12 protein-coding genes are annotated in these 16,200 nt (G+C 58.0%); 7 read left to right on the top strand and 5 right to left on the bottom strand.

Going from position 1 to position 16,200, the window contains the following annotated elements; genetic code table 11:
- Positions 1–229: 229 nt before the first annotated feature.
- Both ppsA and glgP read left to right on the top strand, forming a co-directional pair.
- The gene (gene ppsA, locus QMX98_RS13590) at positions 230–2,656 is read left to right on the top strand and encodes a phosphoenolpyruvate synthase (RefSeq protein ID WP_282410902.1); all 2,427 of its coding nucleotides are present in this window, start codon (positions 230–232) and stop codon (positions 2,654–2,656) included.
- Between the two features lie 65 nt (positions 2,657–2,721).
- The gene (gene glgP / locus QMX98_RS13585) at positions 2,722–5,223 is read left to right on the top strand and encodes an alpha-glucan family phosphorylase (RefSeq protein ID WP_282410892.1); all 2,502 of its coding nucleotides are present in this window, start codon (positions 2,722–2,724) and stop codon (positions 5,221–5,223) included.
- A 135-nt stretch (positions 5,224–5,358) separates the two neighbouring features.
- Here glgP and QMX98_RS13580 read toward each other — a convergent pair whose 3' ends face one another.
- Genes QMX98_RS13580 through QMX98_RS13570 form a run of 3 tightly spaced genes read right to left on the bottom strand, consistent with a single transcriptional unit; the run spans position 5,359 to position 7,530 of the window.
- Positions 5,359–5,907 carry a flavin reductase family protein gene (locus QMX98_RS13580; protein WP_282410901.1) on the bottom strand — a complete coding sequence of 183 codons (549 nt, stop codon included), beginning with the start codon at positions 5,905–5,907 and terminating at the stop codon, positions 5,359–5,361.
- A 52-nt stretch (positions 5,908–5,959) separates the two neighbouring features.
- Positions 5,960–6,925, bottom strand: a complete 966-nt coding sequence (gene prs / locus QMX98_RS13575) for a ribose-phosphate diphosphokinase (protein WP_083376665.1) — start codon at positions 6,923–6,925, stop codon at positions 5,960–5,962.
- Between the two features lie 38 nt (positions 6,926–6,963).
- Positions 6,964–7,530 (bottom strand): phosphoribosyltransferase family protein, encoded by a 567-nt coding sequence (locus QMX98_RS13570; RefSeq protein WP_200666193.1) that lies wholly within the window; start codon positions 7,528–7,530, stop codon positions 6,964–6,966.
- 346 nt (positions 7,531–7,876) lie between these two features.
- Here QMX98_RS13570 and QMX98_RS13565 point away from each other — a divergent pair, with 346 nt between their 5' ends.
- The 3 genes from QMX98_RS13565 to QMX98_RS13555 are packed head-to-tail and all read left to right on the top strand — an operon-like array spanning position 7,877 to position 10,175.
- A complete protein-coding gene (locus QMX98_RS13565) occupies positions 7,877–8,761 on the top strand; it encodes a universal stress protein (protein ID WP_282410891.1) in 885 nt (294 codons plus the stop codon).
- Positions 8,762–8,818: 57 nt separating this feature from the next.
- Positions 8,819–9,526, top strand: a complete 708-nt coding sequence (locus QMX98_RS13560; protein WP_083376668.1) for a phosphoribosyltransferase — start codon at positions 8,819–8,821, stop codon at positions 9,524–9,526.
- Positions 9,519–10,175, top strand: a complete 657-nt coding sequence (locus QMX98_RS13555; protein WP_282410890.1) for a dienelactone hydrolase family protein — start codon at positions 9,519–9,521, stop codon at positions 10,173–10,175. The genes QMX98_RS13560 and QMX98_RS13555 overlap by 8 nt, the downstream gene beginning before the upstream one ends.
- A 16-nt stretch (positions 10,176–10,191) precedes the next feature.
- On the opposite strand, the gene QMX98_RS13550 is transcribed toward QMX98_RS13555, so the two are convergent.
- Positions 10,192–11,559 (bottom strand): erythromycin esterase family protein, encoded by a 1,368-nt coding sequence (locus QMX98_RS13550; protein WP_042932034.1) that lies wholly within the window; start codon positions 11,557–11,559, stop codon positions 10,192–10,194.
- A 290-nt stretch (positions 11,560–11,849) separates the two neighbouring features.
- Positions 11,850–12,380 (bottom strand): GNAT family N-acetyltransferase, encoded by a 531-nt coding sequence (locus QMX98_RS13545; protein WP_282410889.1) that lies wholly within the window; start codon positions 12,378–12,380, stop codon positions 11,850–11,852.
- Between the two features lie 224 nt (positions 12,381–12,604).
- Between QMX98_RS13545 and QMX98_RS13540 the strand changes: the two genes are divergently transcribed.
- Positions 12,605–13,531, top strand: coding sequence for a universal stress protein (locus tag QMX98_RS13540; RefSeq protein WP_282410888.1), 927 nt, complete (start codon positions 12,605–12,607; stop codon positions 13,529–13,531).
- 223 nt (positions 13,532–13,754) lie between these two features.
- Positions 13,755–16,037 (top strand): heavy metal translocating P-type ATPase, encoded by a 2,283-nt coding sequence (locus QMX98_RS13535; protein WP_282410887.1) that lies wholly within the window; start codon positions 13,755–13,757, stop codon positions 16,035–16,037.
- The last annotated feature ends 163 nt before the right edge of the window (positions 16,038–16,200 follow it).

Below are 16,200 nucleotides of genomic sequence, written 5' to 3'. Positions count from 1 at the left end.
CCAGAGCCGGCTGCCATTGCAGACGGTGAGGTCTTGGTAGCGGCGGTACTTCTCGTCCAGTTACGCCCTCTGCATACATCAAAAAGCGGGCTGATACTCCCGGCTATTAATGCTCAAAGGGCGCTCATTGATCTAAATCAACACACGCAGGCGGCATCAAGCCATAAAGCTCTATATCAAGTAGAAGCGGCCGACAAAGTCTCCCCCCATCAAAAGGAGAAATATCGTGATGCATTCACATATCCGCTGGTTCAAAGAGCTGGGTATCAACGATGTATCGCTGGTCGGTGGCAAGAACGCCTCGCTGGGTGAGATGTACCAGAACCTCACGACTGAGGGTGTATGCATCCCCAACGGTTTTGCCATCACCGTTGAGGCGTATCGTTATGTGCTTGATCACAATAGCGCCTGGCAGCCTCTGCATGCGGCACTTGACGGACTAGACCCCGACAACATCAAGGATTTGCAGGCGCGGGGGGCAAAGGCGAGGGCGATCGTATATGGCTGTTCATTGCCGGAAGATCTAAAGACGGCGATTTTGCAAAGTTATGCCCAACTCAAACAGGAATACGGCGAAAACATCTCATTGGCGGTGCGGTCCTCGGCGACCGCCGAGGATTCGCCGCAGGCCTCATTTGCCGGGCAGAACGACACCTATCTCAACATCGCCACTGACGATGATCTGCTCGATGCCTACAAACGTTGCCTGGCGTCCAACTTTACCGACCGCTCCATCCACTACAAATACGACAATGGCTTTGATTACTACAAGGTCTATCTCGCCGTCGTGGTCATGAAGATGGTGCGTAGCGATATAGGGGCCAGTGGCGTGATGTTTTCGCTGGACACGGAAACAGGCTTCAGGGATGTCGTCTTCATCAATGCCGCGCTGGGGCTCGGCGAGAATGTCGTGCAGGGCACGATAGACCCCGACAGTTTCTATGTGCACAAACCCAGCTTTCTGCAGGGTTATCGTGCTGTCTTGAAGCGCAGCCTGGGTAGCAAAGCAAAGAAGATGATTTTTGCCGGCGAGCTCAATACCGGCAATATCGCGGTGGAATACACCAAGAATATTGACACGCCCCGCGAAGAACGAACCCGCTTCTGCATCTCTGATGCGGATGTGATGGTGCTGGCCGACTATGCCATCAAGGTTGAAAACCACTATTCGGGCAAAGCCGGTTTTTACAAACCCATGGATATGGAATGGGCCAAAGACGGCATCGATGGCCGGTTATATATAGTGCAGGCGCGACCGGAAACGGTGGAGTCGCAAAAGAAAGGCAGCGTGCTTGAGATTTACCATCTCAAGCAAAGATCGACAGTGCTGCTTAAGGGCAGGGCGGTCGGCACCAGAATTGGCGCCGGCAAGGCGCGTGTCATCAACGATGCCAAGCATCTCAGTGATTTTCAACCGGGCGAGGTGCTGGTCTCAGATACCACGGCACCCGACTGGGAACCTGTCATGAAGACCGCCGCGGCTATCGTGACGAGCAGGGGCGGACGTACTTGCCACGCCGCCATCGTATCGCGTGAACTGGGCATTCCCGCCATCGTGGGAACCGCAAACGCGGCAGACAAAATAGAAACCGGCACACCGATCACCATTAGCTGCGCCGAAGGCGAAACCGGAAATGTCTATGAAGGCATTCTGGGTTTTGACATTCAGCACACCGATCTCAGCCAGCTGGGACATCCAAAAACAAAGATTATGATGAACCTGGGCAATCCTGATCAGGCCTTTAGTCTTGCCTCGCTACCGGTGGATGGCATTGGTCTGGCGCGTATGGAATTCATTATTAATGAATACATCAAGGTGCATCCGATGGCGCTCGTACACCCGGAAAAGGTGGATGACGCAACACGTGAAAAAATCGTGGCCTTGAGCATTGCTTACAAGGATCCTGCAGATTTTTTCGTCAAGACCTTGGCCGAAGGCGTCGCCACAATTGCGGCGGCGGTGTATCCGAAACCCTGCGTAGTGCGCATGAGCGACTTCAAAAGTAACGAATACGCGACTCTGCTGGGCGGTCAGTATTTCGAGCTGGAAGAAGACAACCCGATGATCGGTTTTCGTGGGGCGTCCCGTTATACCCATAGTGCCTATGCCGAAGGTTTTGCGCTGGAATGCGCGGCAATGAAGCGGGTGCGCGACGAGATAGGCCTGACTAACGTCAAATTGATGATCCCTTTTTGCCGCAGAGTGGAGGAGGGCGAAAAGGTGCTGGCAGCGATGGCCAGCCATGGCCTCAAGCGCGGAGAAAACGGACTGGAGGTCTACGTCATGTGCGAGATCCCCAACAACGTCATCCTGATCGACGCCTTCGCCAAGCTGTTCGACGGGTTCTCCATCGGCTCCAATGACTTGACCCAGCTGACGCTCGGCGTGGATCGCGATTCGGAAATCGTCGCCTTCGATTTCGATGAACGCGATCCGGGAGTGAAACAGATGATTCGCTTGGCGGTGGAGGGAGCAAAACGTAACGGCCGCCACGCCGGTATTTGCGGACAGGCGCCGTCTGACTATCCCGAGATGGCTGAATTTCTGGTGGAAATTGGCATCGACTCGATAAGCCTCAATCCGGATGCAGTGCTCGCCACCACTCGGCATGTTCTGGCGGTGGAAAAGCGCCTGTCACTTAATCGCACACCGTAAAACCGTTGCCTCATGGCACGCCTGATCAAGATCCGCAAAACTGCCGATTACATTGAGGTGTCGACGTGTATGCCTTCTTGCCACGTGAGTTGCCGGAGCAACTCTGCGCACTGACCGACCTCGCGCTTAACCTGCGCTGGACCTGGAATCATGCACTCGACGACCTGTGGAAATCGATTGACCCAGAACTTTGGGTGCGTACCCATAATCCGTGGATGATTCTGCAGAATGCTTCGCAGCAGCGTCTTGACGAACTCTGCCGAGATCCTGACTTCTCGCAGAAACTGGCGCACGCCATCGCAGAGCATCGGCGTTATCTCGACGACTCAGGCTGGTATGCACAGCAGCAAGGGGCCAGGGATTCGGCGCGGATCGCCTATTTCAGCATGGAGTACGGTTTGAGTGAGGCCTTTCCGCTCTACGCCGGCGGACTCGGTGTGCTTGCAGGAGATTACCTGAAGACGGCGAGCGACATGGGCGTTCCGATACTTGGGGTGGGTTTGCTCTATCAGGAAGGCTATTTTCGGCAATACATCGACGCGCAAGGCAGGCAGCATGAGGCCTATCCTTACAACGACGCCACCAGCCTGCCGATTCAGCCAACGATCGGAAATGACGGCGCCTGGCTGAAAATCGTGCTGCAACTTCCCGGTCGCACTTTGTATTTGCGTATATGGCAGGCCATTGTCGGACGTACGCGCCTGTATCTGCTGGACAGTAACGATCTGCGCAATGGGCCCGCCGACCGCGGTATCACCTCTAAGTTGTATGGCGGCGGCTCGGAAATGCGTTTGCTCCAGGAAGTGGTGCTCGGCATTGGTGGCTGGGCGGTACTCGACGCACTGGGTATCGACGTTGACGTGTGCCACCTTAACGAAGGTCATGCCGCACTGCTTGTGCTGGAACGTGCCCGTCGCTTTATGCACAAGATGGGAACATCGTTCTGGGAGGCATGGTGGGCAACGCGTGCAGGTAACGTATTCACAACGCATACGCCAGTGGCTGTGGGTTTCGACTTATTTCCACCCTCGCTCATTTACAAGTACGCGCGTGAGTATCTCGAAGACTGTCGCATTTCATTGCGCGAACTTCTGGCGTTGGGCCGGCGTGATCCGGCGGACGACGATGAGCCGTTCAACATGGCTTTTCTGGCATTGCGTGGGTGCGCCCAGTGCAATGCCGTGAGTCGCTTGCATGGCGAGGTCAGCCGTCAATTGTTCAGTGATCTTTATCCACGCTGGCCGCTTCAAGAGATACCTGTAGGGCACATTACCAACGGCGTCCATGTGCCATCCTGGGATTCGGTGTGGTCCGATCACCTATGGACTAGCACCTGTGGCAAGGAACGTTGGCTCGGCACGGTGGAGTCTCTCTCAGGGACGGTCTCCCACAGTGATGACAGGGCCTTGTGGACGATGGCCGCCGAGCAACGCCGCGATCTGGTGCATTACACGCGTCACCGTTTGGCATGGCATCTTGGACAGCGTGGCGAGTCACCTCAGCGGGTCGAAGAAGCCGCGCAGGTGCTCGATCCCAATTGCCTTACGCTCGGCTTCGCGCGGCGATTCACTGACTATAAGCGACCGAATCTGTTGCTGCATGACCCGGAGCGCCTGAGCCGCCTGCTAACCGATGAGCATCGACCGGTCCAACTGATCATCGCCGGTAAAGCCCATCCCAGTGACGAGCAGGGCAAGCAGCTGATCCAGGCATGGATGGAGTTTGTTCATCGTCCAAATCTGCGAAGGCATGTCGTGTTCCTGGAGGATTACGACATTGAACTGGCCCAACATCTGGTGCAAGGCGTCGATGTCTGGATCAATACACCGCGACGACCATGGGAAGCCTGCGGCACCAGTGGTATGAAGGTTCTGGTCAATGGCGGACTTAACCTGTCCCAACTGGACGGTTGGTGGGCGGAGGCGTACCAGCCCACCTGCGGTTGGGCAATCGGCGACGACGCCCCCAGCGACGATGTAGTCGACGCCGAGTGCTTGTACCGCCTGCTCGAAGAAGAAGTAGTGCCCACCTTTTACACACGCGACACGCAGGGAATTCCACGAGACTGGGTGCAACGCATGCGCGCCAGCATGTCGCAACTGGGGCCGCAATTCAGTAGCAATCGCATGCTGCTCGAATACCTGGATTGTTGTTACCAACCGGCGATCCAGGCGTTCCGACGCCGTAGCAAGGATAAGGCCGAACTCGCACGTGGGCTTTATGCCTGGCACAAGGCGGTTGCCTTGGGATGGGACAACATACATTTCGGCACGGTCGATGCGAAACACGACGGCGAGTGGCTGTACATCAGCGTGCCGGTCTATCTGGGGGAGATCGCACCGGAGTGGGTAAGGGTGGAACTCTATGCCGCCCCGTGCGATGGACACCCGGCAGAATGCCTGCCGATGAACGCTGTCGGACCCATACCCGGCGCCATCCAAGGCTATATCTTTTCCACCTCGGTCGCTGCCACGCGGCCCGTGGATGGCTACACCCCTCGGGTACGCGCCTGGCACTCAGACGCCTTTCTGCCAGCGGAAAATGCACTTATTGCGTGGCAGCGTTGACGCTGGCTCGCCTTCACTTGACAGGTCTCAACGTATTACCCGGAAGGCTTTTATTAACGCTCGGGAACGCACCAGGTCAGTGACTCGTCGAGGACTGTTCATTGCCTGCCAAGTGGACGCCGGTGGCGCCCATTATCATTGACTAACCACCTGGACACCCTCTGGTAGCTTCGACTGCATCATTTCTCTTCTATCCAGTTTGCGTCCGTCCACGACAAAGAAACCATCACCCACCGAATGAAGGGTTCGTGTCTCTTTGCGTGACTCGTCGATGTAGGCAGCGAGGCCTTCGAGGACAACAATATTGTGTTTCTCGATGATATCGACAACCTTGCATTCGATATTGGCCAGGCATTCCTTAATCAAGGGTGACCTGACATGTTTGCCTTTCACGGGCGTCAATCCGAAGGTTGCAAACTTGTCTGTGTCGGCACCAGAACAGGTTCCCACACCAATAACGCGATCGATCAAATCGACGGTGGGGATTGAAATGACGCACTCCTTGGTTTTCAGAAGCGCGGCGTACGAATAGTTCCAGGGCCCGGTGGTGATGGCAAAAATCGGCGTGAAGCCCATCACCATGGTCCACGAGATGGTCATGATGTTGTTCTTGCGGCCATCATTTGTGGTGACGAAGACCACCGGGCCTGGCTCCATCAGTGTGAATGCTGTGTTGATTTTCATCTTTTTCAACGTCAGGCACTCCCCATTGTCTTTGATCGGCCTCTTCATCTGCTCAAACGGTATCGAATGCTCCACTTTCAGCCAGCAAGGTGGCTATCAGGGCGGTGCTGTCGATTACGTGCACGTGCTGCGTCACGCACTCGGGGGACAGGCGAAATGGAGGCACGCTGTCAGAGATCGCAATGTGCTCGAAAAGCGGCTTGTCGAACAGATGGCTGCCCGCCGTGAACAAACCATGGGTCGCCGCGGCAAACAATCGGCTGGCTCCACCCTTTTGACAGGCAAGGCCCGCATGCTTCAGCGTTTCACCGGTACTGATCAGATCGTCGAAAACAATGGCTGTCTTACCCGATACGTCGCCCACCAACAGGGCGCCTGTCAGCGTCGCGTGAGCACGGTGCTTTTCCATCAGCGCACTGCCCACTGAGCGTCCCAGATGTCGTTCGAGGGCCTGACGAAACTGTTCGGCGCGCTTGGCACCACCGGAATCCGGGGACACCGCCACCACGTCGGCGTCGCCGACGAACCTGGCGAAATGCTCGGCGAATAATTCTGTGCACTGCACGTTCCACGTCGGAATGCGAAAGGCATTGTCGAACGCGGCCGGATTATGCACCTCCAGGGCAACCAGACGATCAACGTGGCAGGCTTCAATCATGGCCGCCAGGTAGCGGGTGATCGTGGGGTCTTGAGGTTGGCTGCGACGATCTTTGCGTCCATAGCAGAGGTAGGGTGTTACGACCTGCACATGGCGAGCGCCGGCATCCTTGAGTGCTCCGCAAAAGAACAACAGGCGACACAACTTATCGTTAGCGCTCTGCCGGTCATCCCCATACAAAGCATGGAACACCACGACCTCGCGACCGTTAACCGATGCCAGCGGTCGGCATTTATGTTCGCCATCTTCATAGTCGCGCTCTTCATGCAGGGCCAGTTGGCAGCCAAGCCGCTGCGCGACGCGGGTTGCATAGTGCTCACTGCCTTGCAGGGCAAAAAGAAGCGGGCGGTCGGTGAGCATGCATTGGCTCCTTTGAGGCTTATCGAACAGTTGCGCCGTCATCGGACAGCACCATGCCGCAACACTTCAATGCAGAACTCCATTTCGTAGGGCGGGACGTTGCATTCGACGATGTCATGGGCGGCAACTTGCAGGTGCACGCCGACAATGTCGGCACGGATCGGTTGCTGGCAAACATGCCGGTCAACCAATACCGCAGTGTAGACCCGACGGGCCCCCAGCTGCGCCAAATAGGCACAGGTGCGCAGAAGGGAGTGGCCTTCAAAAAGCACATCGTCGACAACAAGCAGGGTGGTATTGGCAAGGTCCAGCTCGCCCAGAAGTGGGTTCTCAGTCAATTCCGTCTGTGCATGCAGGACCTTGAGGTCATCGGCATAACGCTTGACCTTCAGGGGGTATAGCGGCAGTTCTGGCTGGCCGGTCTGACGCGAAAGATGCTGCTGTAAGCGCTGTGCCAGCGGCTCGCCGCGACGCTGGATGCCAATCAGTGCCGATTGAGCGGGCGGCAACAATATCGCCGCTTGGCGCGCCATCGCCTTCAGCACGCCATCGAGTTCATCGCTGTCGTACAAGCGCAACCGCTGACTCGCAAGTTGGGTCGACATTGCCGTCTCCTGTCGAAAGCCGGTGCGGTGGGGGCATCACACCATCAAGGAACCGGCAAGCATCAAAGTCCTGAGCACAGCAAACATGCCGTCCCATTTTGCCAACGTAATCCTGCTCGGCCCGGCCCTGTTGATATTGATCAAGTACGGTGAAATGAAACCCGATCCATGACCCGCATTGGTCCAATGAACGGCGTTACGCGGGGATTTGATATAAATCAACGCCAGGGCGACATCAACAGAGGACGCTGAATCAACGCGGGTGCCTGATCCGGCGCAGGCGTTACGACTAGTCTCAGCAATGGGGCAGCGATGGACGTCGAGTCCCCCTGTATGGAGTCAGATCATGAGCCAATATCAACGCTTGCTACTCATCATCAACCCGGCCCTGCGCCATTCCCCTGCGATAAACCATGCGGCCGCTCTGGCCAAGGCCAGCGGCGCGAGCTTGCATATTGCTGCGCTTGTAAAGCCGTTGGAGAGACTGTCACTGCTTGACGAAGGCGTGCAGGAAAAAGCCCGGGAAAGCTACCTTCAGGACCATCGCGACTGGCTGAAAAACCAGGCAACCAATCTCAATGCGCTGGGGCTCAAAGTGACGACAGAGGTGATGTGGGCCGACGACATGAAGCAAGACATTCTTGATCACGTCTCGGAAATGCAGCCCGACCTGCTGATCAAAGAAGTGCAGCACGAATCAGCGCTCAAACGCGCGTTCTTCACCCCGCTGGATTGGCATTTGTTGCGGCACTGCCCGATACCGGTCTATCTGGTGGGCGGCGGTGGTCATGCCTTGCCGCGCAAGGTCGTGGCGGCGGTTGACGCGTCGGATACGGCGCCTGCGGACAGCGAGCTGAACGAGCGGATCATTCAGCAAGCCACCAACCTGGCGTTGCAGTGCGATGCCGAGCTGCACCTGCTGTATGCCTGCGATCTTTCAGGGGTCTATCTGGCAGACATGGGGGGGCTGGCGCTTCCAGACATCACCAAAGAGTTGCGCACCACCGAGGAACAATCGTTCAGCAAATTGGCCGGTCGGTACGGCGTCCCCTCTGACCGTCGGCATTTTGTTCTCGGACATCCGGTCGCGGCGTTGAGCGATTTTGCCAACGAGCAGCAGGTGGATGTGATCGTGATGGGCCGAGTCCAGTACCACGGCCTGGAGAAGCTGCTGGGCAGCACGACCGAACATATTCTGTACCAGGTGCCTTGCAGTGTTCTGGCGGTGTAGCCGGACAAGGCCATGGTGTAACGAAACGACAGGCGTCATCGCCTGAGGAGGTTTTTCATGAGTCAAAGCCCCTCATTACAAACCACATTGGAGGACCGGGCAGAAGCCGGTCGACGTCTGGTGGAACCGTTGCTCAAATACGCCCATCGACCCGATGTCATCGTCCTCGCCTTGCCCCGTGGCGGCGTTCCGGTCGCCTATGAAGTGGTCAAGGCCCTGGACGTGCGCCTGGACCTGATGCTGGTGCGCAAACTGGGCGTGCCGTCCAACCCCGAGTTCGCCATGGGCGCCATCGCCAGTGGCGGTATCCAGATCCGAAATGAAGAAGCGCTGCGGGCTCACCCGATTTCCCCGGCCGCATTCGACGCCGTGGTCGCGCGTGAAACACGGGAACTGCAGCGGCGGGAGCACCTGTACCGGGGCGCCCGGCCACCCTTGCAGCTCAAGGGGCAGGTGGTGATTCTGGTGGATGACGGCCTGGCGACGGGCGCCTCGATGATGGCGGCGATCCGCGCGGTGCGTATGCAGGCACCTGCTCGTATCGTCGTTGCCGTGCCGGTTGCGCCGCGGGAAACGGTGGACACGCTGAGCTTCGAAGTCGATGAGGTGATCTGCCCACTCATACCTGAATGGATGATGTCGATCGGGTATTGGTACTTGAGTTTCCCCCAGACCTCGGACGAAGAAGTCATTGATTTGTTGCAACGGGCCTGGCAGCGAGAAGCCGCCACAGATTCCGCCTCGCGGGAACCTTTCGATGATTAAGCCTCAATCTCGACAGCTGGAATTGCGAGAGGTTGAGTTATCGGCCGATCTGCGTCTGCCGCTGCAGACTGATGGTCTGGTGATCTTCGTGCACGGTAGCGGCAGTGGCCGTCTGAGCCCACGCAATCAGTTTGTCGCAGAGTCCTTGGCCAGGCGGGGGCTGGCGTCGCTGCTGTTCGACCTGCTCACGGAGCCAGAGCAACGCCTGGACAACCTCACCGGGGAGCTGCGTTTCGATATTGCCTTGCTCGCCAGGCGACTGGTGGACGTCATCGACTGGGTCGGTCGGGACGTGGAGTTGCACTCGCTGCGAATCGGTCTGTTCGGCGCAAGCACCGGTGCTGCGGCGGCGTTGTTGGCGGCGGCCGTGCGCCCGGAGGTGGTGCAGGCGGTGGTCAGCCGCGGAGGGCGCACCGACCTGGCGGGGGCTGCATTGTCGCAGGTGAGGGCACCCACCCTGCAGATCGTAGGCGCCCAGGACCCAGTGGTGCTCGAACTGAATGATCAAAGCAGTCAGGCCTTGCAGTGTGAGCAGCAGCTGGAAATTGTGGCGGGCGCGACTCATCTTTTCGAAGAACCTGGAGCCCTTGAAGAAGTCGCCAGACTCGCTGGCGACTGGTTCGAGAAGTATTTGCACGACCCCGCCTGACAACGCCTGACCGGCCTCACACGCCAAACGGATAGGTTTCGTCTTCCGGTTCGAGTCTCTGGCTTTTCGGCAGCGCCAGTGCTGTCACGGGTTGGGTCTGTTCAATCCAGATCATGGCGTCGAACTGTTCGGCCAGCGTCGCTTCGAAGTAGTGACTGCCACGCTCGGTTTCAGGGCGGTAAATCACCCCGATGGCCCGTTCCAGCAACGGTTTGGACAGCACACGGCGCAGCTCTTTGCGCGTTGGGTCTCGCCAGTCGGTCAATGACGCCGGCACACCCGCCTTGAGGAACTGGTGCTCCCAACTGTCCGGGCGAGAGGGCCGGATGTCCTTGATGAGCATGTCGCCGTCCCAGTCATCGGCTGCGGCCACCTGGCCACGGTCGGTGCTCATGCCGATCAGTACGGCATCGCGCCCATAAGCACTGCGGCACAGCTGACCGATGTTGAACTGACCCTTCCAGCCCATTTCCGTCGCAGCCGCGTTGCCGATATGAGAATTGTGCGCCCAGACCACGGCTTTGGCTTGTGGACCCCGGTGCTCAAGCAGTGCCCGAAGTGTGTCGAACATGTGCCGGTCACGCAGGTTCCATGAGGCGGTCGACCCTCGATAAATCGCACGGTAATACTGTTCCGCCGCCTGCACCACCCGAGCGTTTTGCGCCGCATTGAAGAAGGCCTCGTCGTTCTGGATGAGCCCGGCCAGTTGTTCGGCCAGCATGGCGTCGAGCTGTTCAATCACCGGTTGCTCACAAGGCATCAAGCCGGCACGTTCGACGAAGTGACCATACAACGCGGGATCATCCTGCCAAGGGGTCAGACAGCCGTAGCGCCGCCGGGCCTCGTGGGCCAGCTGTGGGTCGACCCGGTCCAGATAACTCAGCACCTCATGGATGGAGTTGCGCAAGCTGTAGACGTCCAGTCCGCGGAACTCGACGCGACGTTCCGTGGCGAGGGTGTGGTTGTAGAGATGCAGCCAGTGGGCGAATGCTCTCACGTCGGTGTTGCGCCACATCCAGGTCGGGAATCGGCTGAAGATGTGACGTTTCCACGCCGAGTGTGCCAACCCCCGGACATACTGGTCGACATGGCCGGCGTCCGGCCAGTCGGCTTCAACGGCCACAATGTTGAAACCGTGTTGTTCGATCAGCCTTTGGGTGATCGCTGCCCGGGTTCGATAAAAATCACTGGTGCCATGACTGGCCTCACCAATCATCACCACCCGCGCATCCGCATAGCGATCGAACATTTCACCAAAGGCGGATGAGTCCAGCGCCGGCAGAGGCTCAGCGTATTGGCGCAAAAGCGGTGCGATGGCAGCCTGGTCAATGTGCCGAGGTGAGCCATACAGGTTATCCAGCATGTCTTGGGAGGGTGTGTTCATGACCGTCGTCCCCGTAAGGGTGGGTTACCGCCAGCGGTATTGCGCTTGCGCACAACCGCCGGAGATCGATCCGCAGGTCCTCGACACATTGTGTTTAAACGCAAACTTTTGTGTCGATTCATCACCTGTTTGATTATTCCTACGCCTTGCTCCAGATGAACAATTGAGTTTCGTCAATAAAGGGTGCAAAGGCTTGAGAGAAGGTGTCGGGGGCCAGATTCCTCGCCTGGCGGGTCAATAGGCCGCTTATATGAGTCGCCGGATCAAGGTGCTTCAACAGACCCGTTGTTTTACAGGTACAGGCAGTGAATCACCTGACGGGTATCGTAGGGATCGTCGCGCGTCTCGAAGCCCAGTGATCTGGCCAGGTCGCGCATCGGGGCATTGCTGGAGGCGTCGAGCGCATACATCTGGTGAAAACCGTTCTTGCGCGCGGCCGTGATCAAATGTTCCAGCAATAACGTACCCAAACCCAGACGCTTCCATTGATCGGCGACTGTCACCGTACATTCACACTTGTATTCGCCCGTGGCGACATACCGGCTGACGCCGATCTCGATCAATTGGCCATTTTCGTGGACCAATACAATGTATGCCTGGCACTGCTTGTTGCCGGGTTCTTTGCTCTGCATGAGAAAGCGCATGTGCCGGGACTCAGGGCACAGATGTTTGATGAAGCGGTACTCTCGCTCGCGGTCTTTTTCCGTCAGTTGCCGGATCAACACGTGACGACCATCCTTGAGCGCTTCGATCCAGTATTTCCCAGTGACTTTGGAATAGGCTTCAGAGGCCCGATCATTATGGTCTTTGACAGTGAGCATGATGCGTTCCTCCAGCCGTCTTCATAGGTTGGCGCGCAGTGGCAAATCTCGCGATTCACTTCTTTCTACTCCGCTGACTGCGCCTGAATATGATCTGGATCAGATCTCTTGTGACAGTGCACTCAATTGCCTGGATTTGATGTAAATCAAACAGGCATAGGGCGCAACGAGCGCAGTCTTTGAACATGGCCACGCTATGGGCCGGTGTATAGACGAGGTGTGTCATGGCCCACTATCAACGCTTGCTGCTGATCGCCAACCCAAACCTCAAAGAGCCCCCAGCCTTGCTGCGTGCCATCGCCCTGGCCAGGGCCAGTGGAGCCATGCTGGATGTACGAGCCTTTATCGAACCCGCGCCCATGGCGCATGTGTGGGAAGAGAACCGAGACGAGGAGGGGGACCCGCGATATCAGCGCCATTATCTCCACTGGAGGGACCTGACACTTCAGCGTCTCAATGCACAGGGATTGGAGGTGAACGTGCAAGTTGTCTTCACCTGCGATCCACTGCTCGACATCGTGAAGTGTGTAGAAGAGCTCAAGCCCGACCTGGTCATCAAGGATGTCACGGTGGACCCGGTACTTGGACGGGTGTTCGTCACACCTCTGGATTACCATTTGCTGCGCGGGTGTCCCGTTGCGTTGCACCTGGTCAACCAGGTCCATCATGAGTTGCCTCATCAGATCGTCGCCGCTGTGGACCTGTTTGATACGGTCACACAAATCCGTGATGTGAACGATGCCATCATTCAGGCAGCTCATACGCTGGCCGTGCAATGCGACGCATCGCTGCACCTGCTTTATGCCTATGATTTATCGCCTGCATTCAATGGCGATACGCCGCTGATCACCGGCTGCTGGAATGTGGCCTTCATGGATGAGTTGCGAGCGTCCCTTCATCAGGCCTTCAACACCCTGGCTGAGCGCTATGGCATTGCTCCAGAGCGCCGGCATTTTTTCATGGGGCTGCCGATGCCGGTGATCAGTGCATTTGTCGATGATTACCAGGCTGACGTCGTGGTGATGGGCACCTTGCATCGGGTGGGTACTAATCGATTCATCGGCAGCACTATGGAGCGCGCGCTGTATTCGTTGCAGGGCAGCATTCTGGCGGTCAGACAATCAGATTCGTTCGTCGAAGAGAACATGTGATCGCAGCGTTAACGCGCCCCTTGCTTCAGCCTTTTGCACTGTCTAGTCCTGAAATAGGTTTACACCTGGTTCGTCCGGGCACAACCGTGACTTCTATTGTGTCCAGCGCCGAAATTGCGGCGTGCCGGGGACACGAAAGACATTCGAGTCCTAAGCTATACCTCGATGAGCGACAGCTGTTTTACAGCGAGGCCTGCAAATCGCTTTTGAGGAACTCACTTCGATGCTCAGTAAGTGGCTGGACCCTGTTCTGTTGCTGCTCACCGCACTGACGCTGCTGGCCGGCGGCATTGCATATGTTGCGCAAGCACCTGATTGGGCATCGAGGTGCTGGGCCGCCGGAAGTCTGGTGATGGCTGCGGTACTGCTCCTTGAAATCGTCAGGCGCCTGGCCCGGCGCGAGGCCGGTGTCGACCTGATCGCGCTGCTGTCGATCACTGCCGCTCTGGTCTTTGATCAGACACTGGTGGCAGCGGTGATTGCCTTAATGCTGGCGACCGGACGGACCCTGGAGTTTTTCACCAAGCAACGCGCCGACCGTGAGCTTCGTGCGCTCATCGACCGGGCGCCACGTTTTGCCTGGCTGCAGGAGGAGGGCGGCTTGCGCGAGATCCCCGTTGAGCAGGTCCAGCTGAATCAGACATTGCTGGTGCGGCTGGGGGAGGTGATACCGGTCGACGGTCGGTTGCTAAGTCCTGCGGCCATTCTGGACGAATCGGCGCTCAGCGGTGAGTCGTTGCCCGTCACCCGCCGAGAAGGAGAGCAACTGCCCAGCGGCGTTTCCAATGTCGGTGCCCCCATCCTGATAATCGCCACGCGAACGGCCGCGCAGAGTACCTATGCCGGCATAGTGCGGCTGGCCGAGGAGGCACGTCGTTCACGCGCACCTTTCGTGCGCCTGGCCGACCGCTATGCATTGTTCTTCATCCCGCTGACGTTGCTGATTGCCGGATTGGCCTGGCAATTGAGTGGTGATCCTTTGCGAGCGCTGGCGGTACTGGTGGTGGCCACACCTTGCCCTTTGATTCTGGCCGTACCGATTGCCATCATGTCGGGGATTTCCAGGGCAGCGCGGCGCGGGATACTGATCAAGGACGGCGTGACCCTGGAAGCGTTGGCCGGAGTCAAGCAGGTGTTCCTCGACAAGACCGGCACGCTGACCAGCGGCCATGCCCGTCTGCAGTCGATAGAGGTCAACGGACTGGTCGATCCGCAGCGCCTGCTTGGCCTGGCCGCTTCGCTGGCGCAGGCCTCGACGCACCCTGTCTCCCAGGCCATCGTTGAGGCGGCGCATCAGCGTCAATTGCCTCTGAGCGTCCCACAGGAAGTAGAAGAAAGCCCAGGCTCCGGACTTTGTGGGCAAGTCGATGGCGTGCAGGTGCGTTTCGGCTCGTTGTCTTTTGCTCACAAAGACGCCCCTGAAACTGACTGGGTCGCCGCCATGCTGCGCCACATGGATTACCTGGCGTGCAGTGGAAGCTTCATCGACGTGGATGGGCAACTCGCGGGCCTGCTGGTTTTCTCGGACAAGGTTCGGCGCGAAACGCCACAGACTCTGCATCGACTGCGTAATCGGGGCATCGAAAAGATCGTCATGCTCACCGGGGATCGCCTGGAAACCGCCGAGATGATTGCGCTATCTGCCGGGATTGACGAGCTGCGTGCCGGGTTGACCCCTGAGGATAAAGTGCGTGCTGTACAGGAAGGTTGCCTGCGCACCAGCACACTGATGGTCGGTGATGGCATCAACGATGCCCCGGCCCTGGCGGCGGCCACCGTCGGCGTAGCCATGGGGGCCAGCGGTGCCACTGCTTCTGCACAAGCCGCAGGTGTTGTGCTGCTGGTGGATCGGCTGGATCGTCTGGTCGAGGCGCTGGACATTGCCCGACGCACCCGCTACATCGCCCGCCAGGGTGTGCTGGTCGGCATGGGGATGTCGTTGCTGGCCATGGCGGTGGCGGCCCTCGGTTACCTGCCGCCGCTGATTGGCGCCGTGGTGCAGGAGGGTATCGACGTGGTGATTATCCTTAACGCCTTGCGGGCACTGGGGCCGATGTGGGTGCTGAGGAAACGAAAGCTTGCCGCAGAGCATATCGATCGCCTGCAAGATGAACACCAGCAACTCTCCACCGTACTGAGCGATCTGCACCAACTGGCCAATGACTTCGCCCGGCGCCCACTGGCGCAAGCACAGACCGACCTGGTGCAACTGGTCGACAAGCTGCAAACATCACTGGCGCAGCATGAACACGAAGATGAAAACATACTGTACCCGCTGCTGACGCGAAGCATGCCGGGCGAGGACCCGATGTCGGCTATGAGCCACGCTCACCGGGAGATTTTTCGCCTTATCCATTTACTGACGCGCATGAGTAACGACTTCAGTTCCGACCCCGCAACGGCATCTGCTGATGAGATCCAGCATCAGTTGATTCGTCTGGATACCCTCGTGCGACTGCACTTTGATCAGGAGGAGGAACTGTTTCGTTATCTGGATTGGCGCTAGAAAATAAAGTCGCGCGCGTTAGGACTACGACGTGATCGGTCACTACGCGCGCCCGGCCCGGCGTCCGTTTAGCCGTCACTGGTTGAACAGCATCACCCCTGTGGGAGCGAGCCTGCTCGCGAAGGCGGTGTGTCAGAAAACACATGTATTGACTGACACTCCG

The organism is Pseudomonas sp. PS02303 (genome assembly GCF_029959925.1).
GTDB lineage: Bacteria > Pseudomonadota > Gammaproteobacteria > Pseudomonadales > Pseudomonadaceae > Aquipseudomonas > Aquipseudomonas mandelii.
This window is presented reverse-complemented; position numbering and strand designations above follow the sequence as displayed.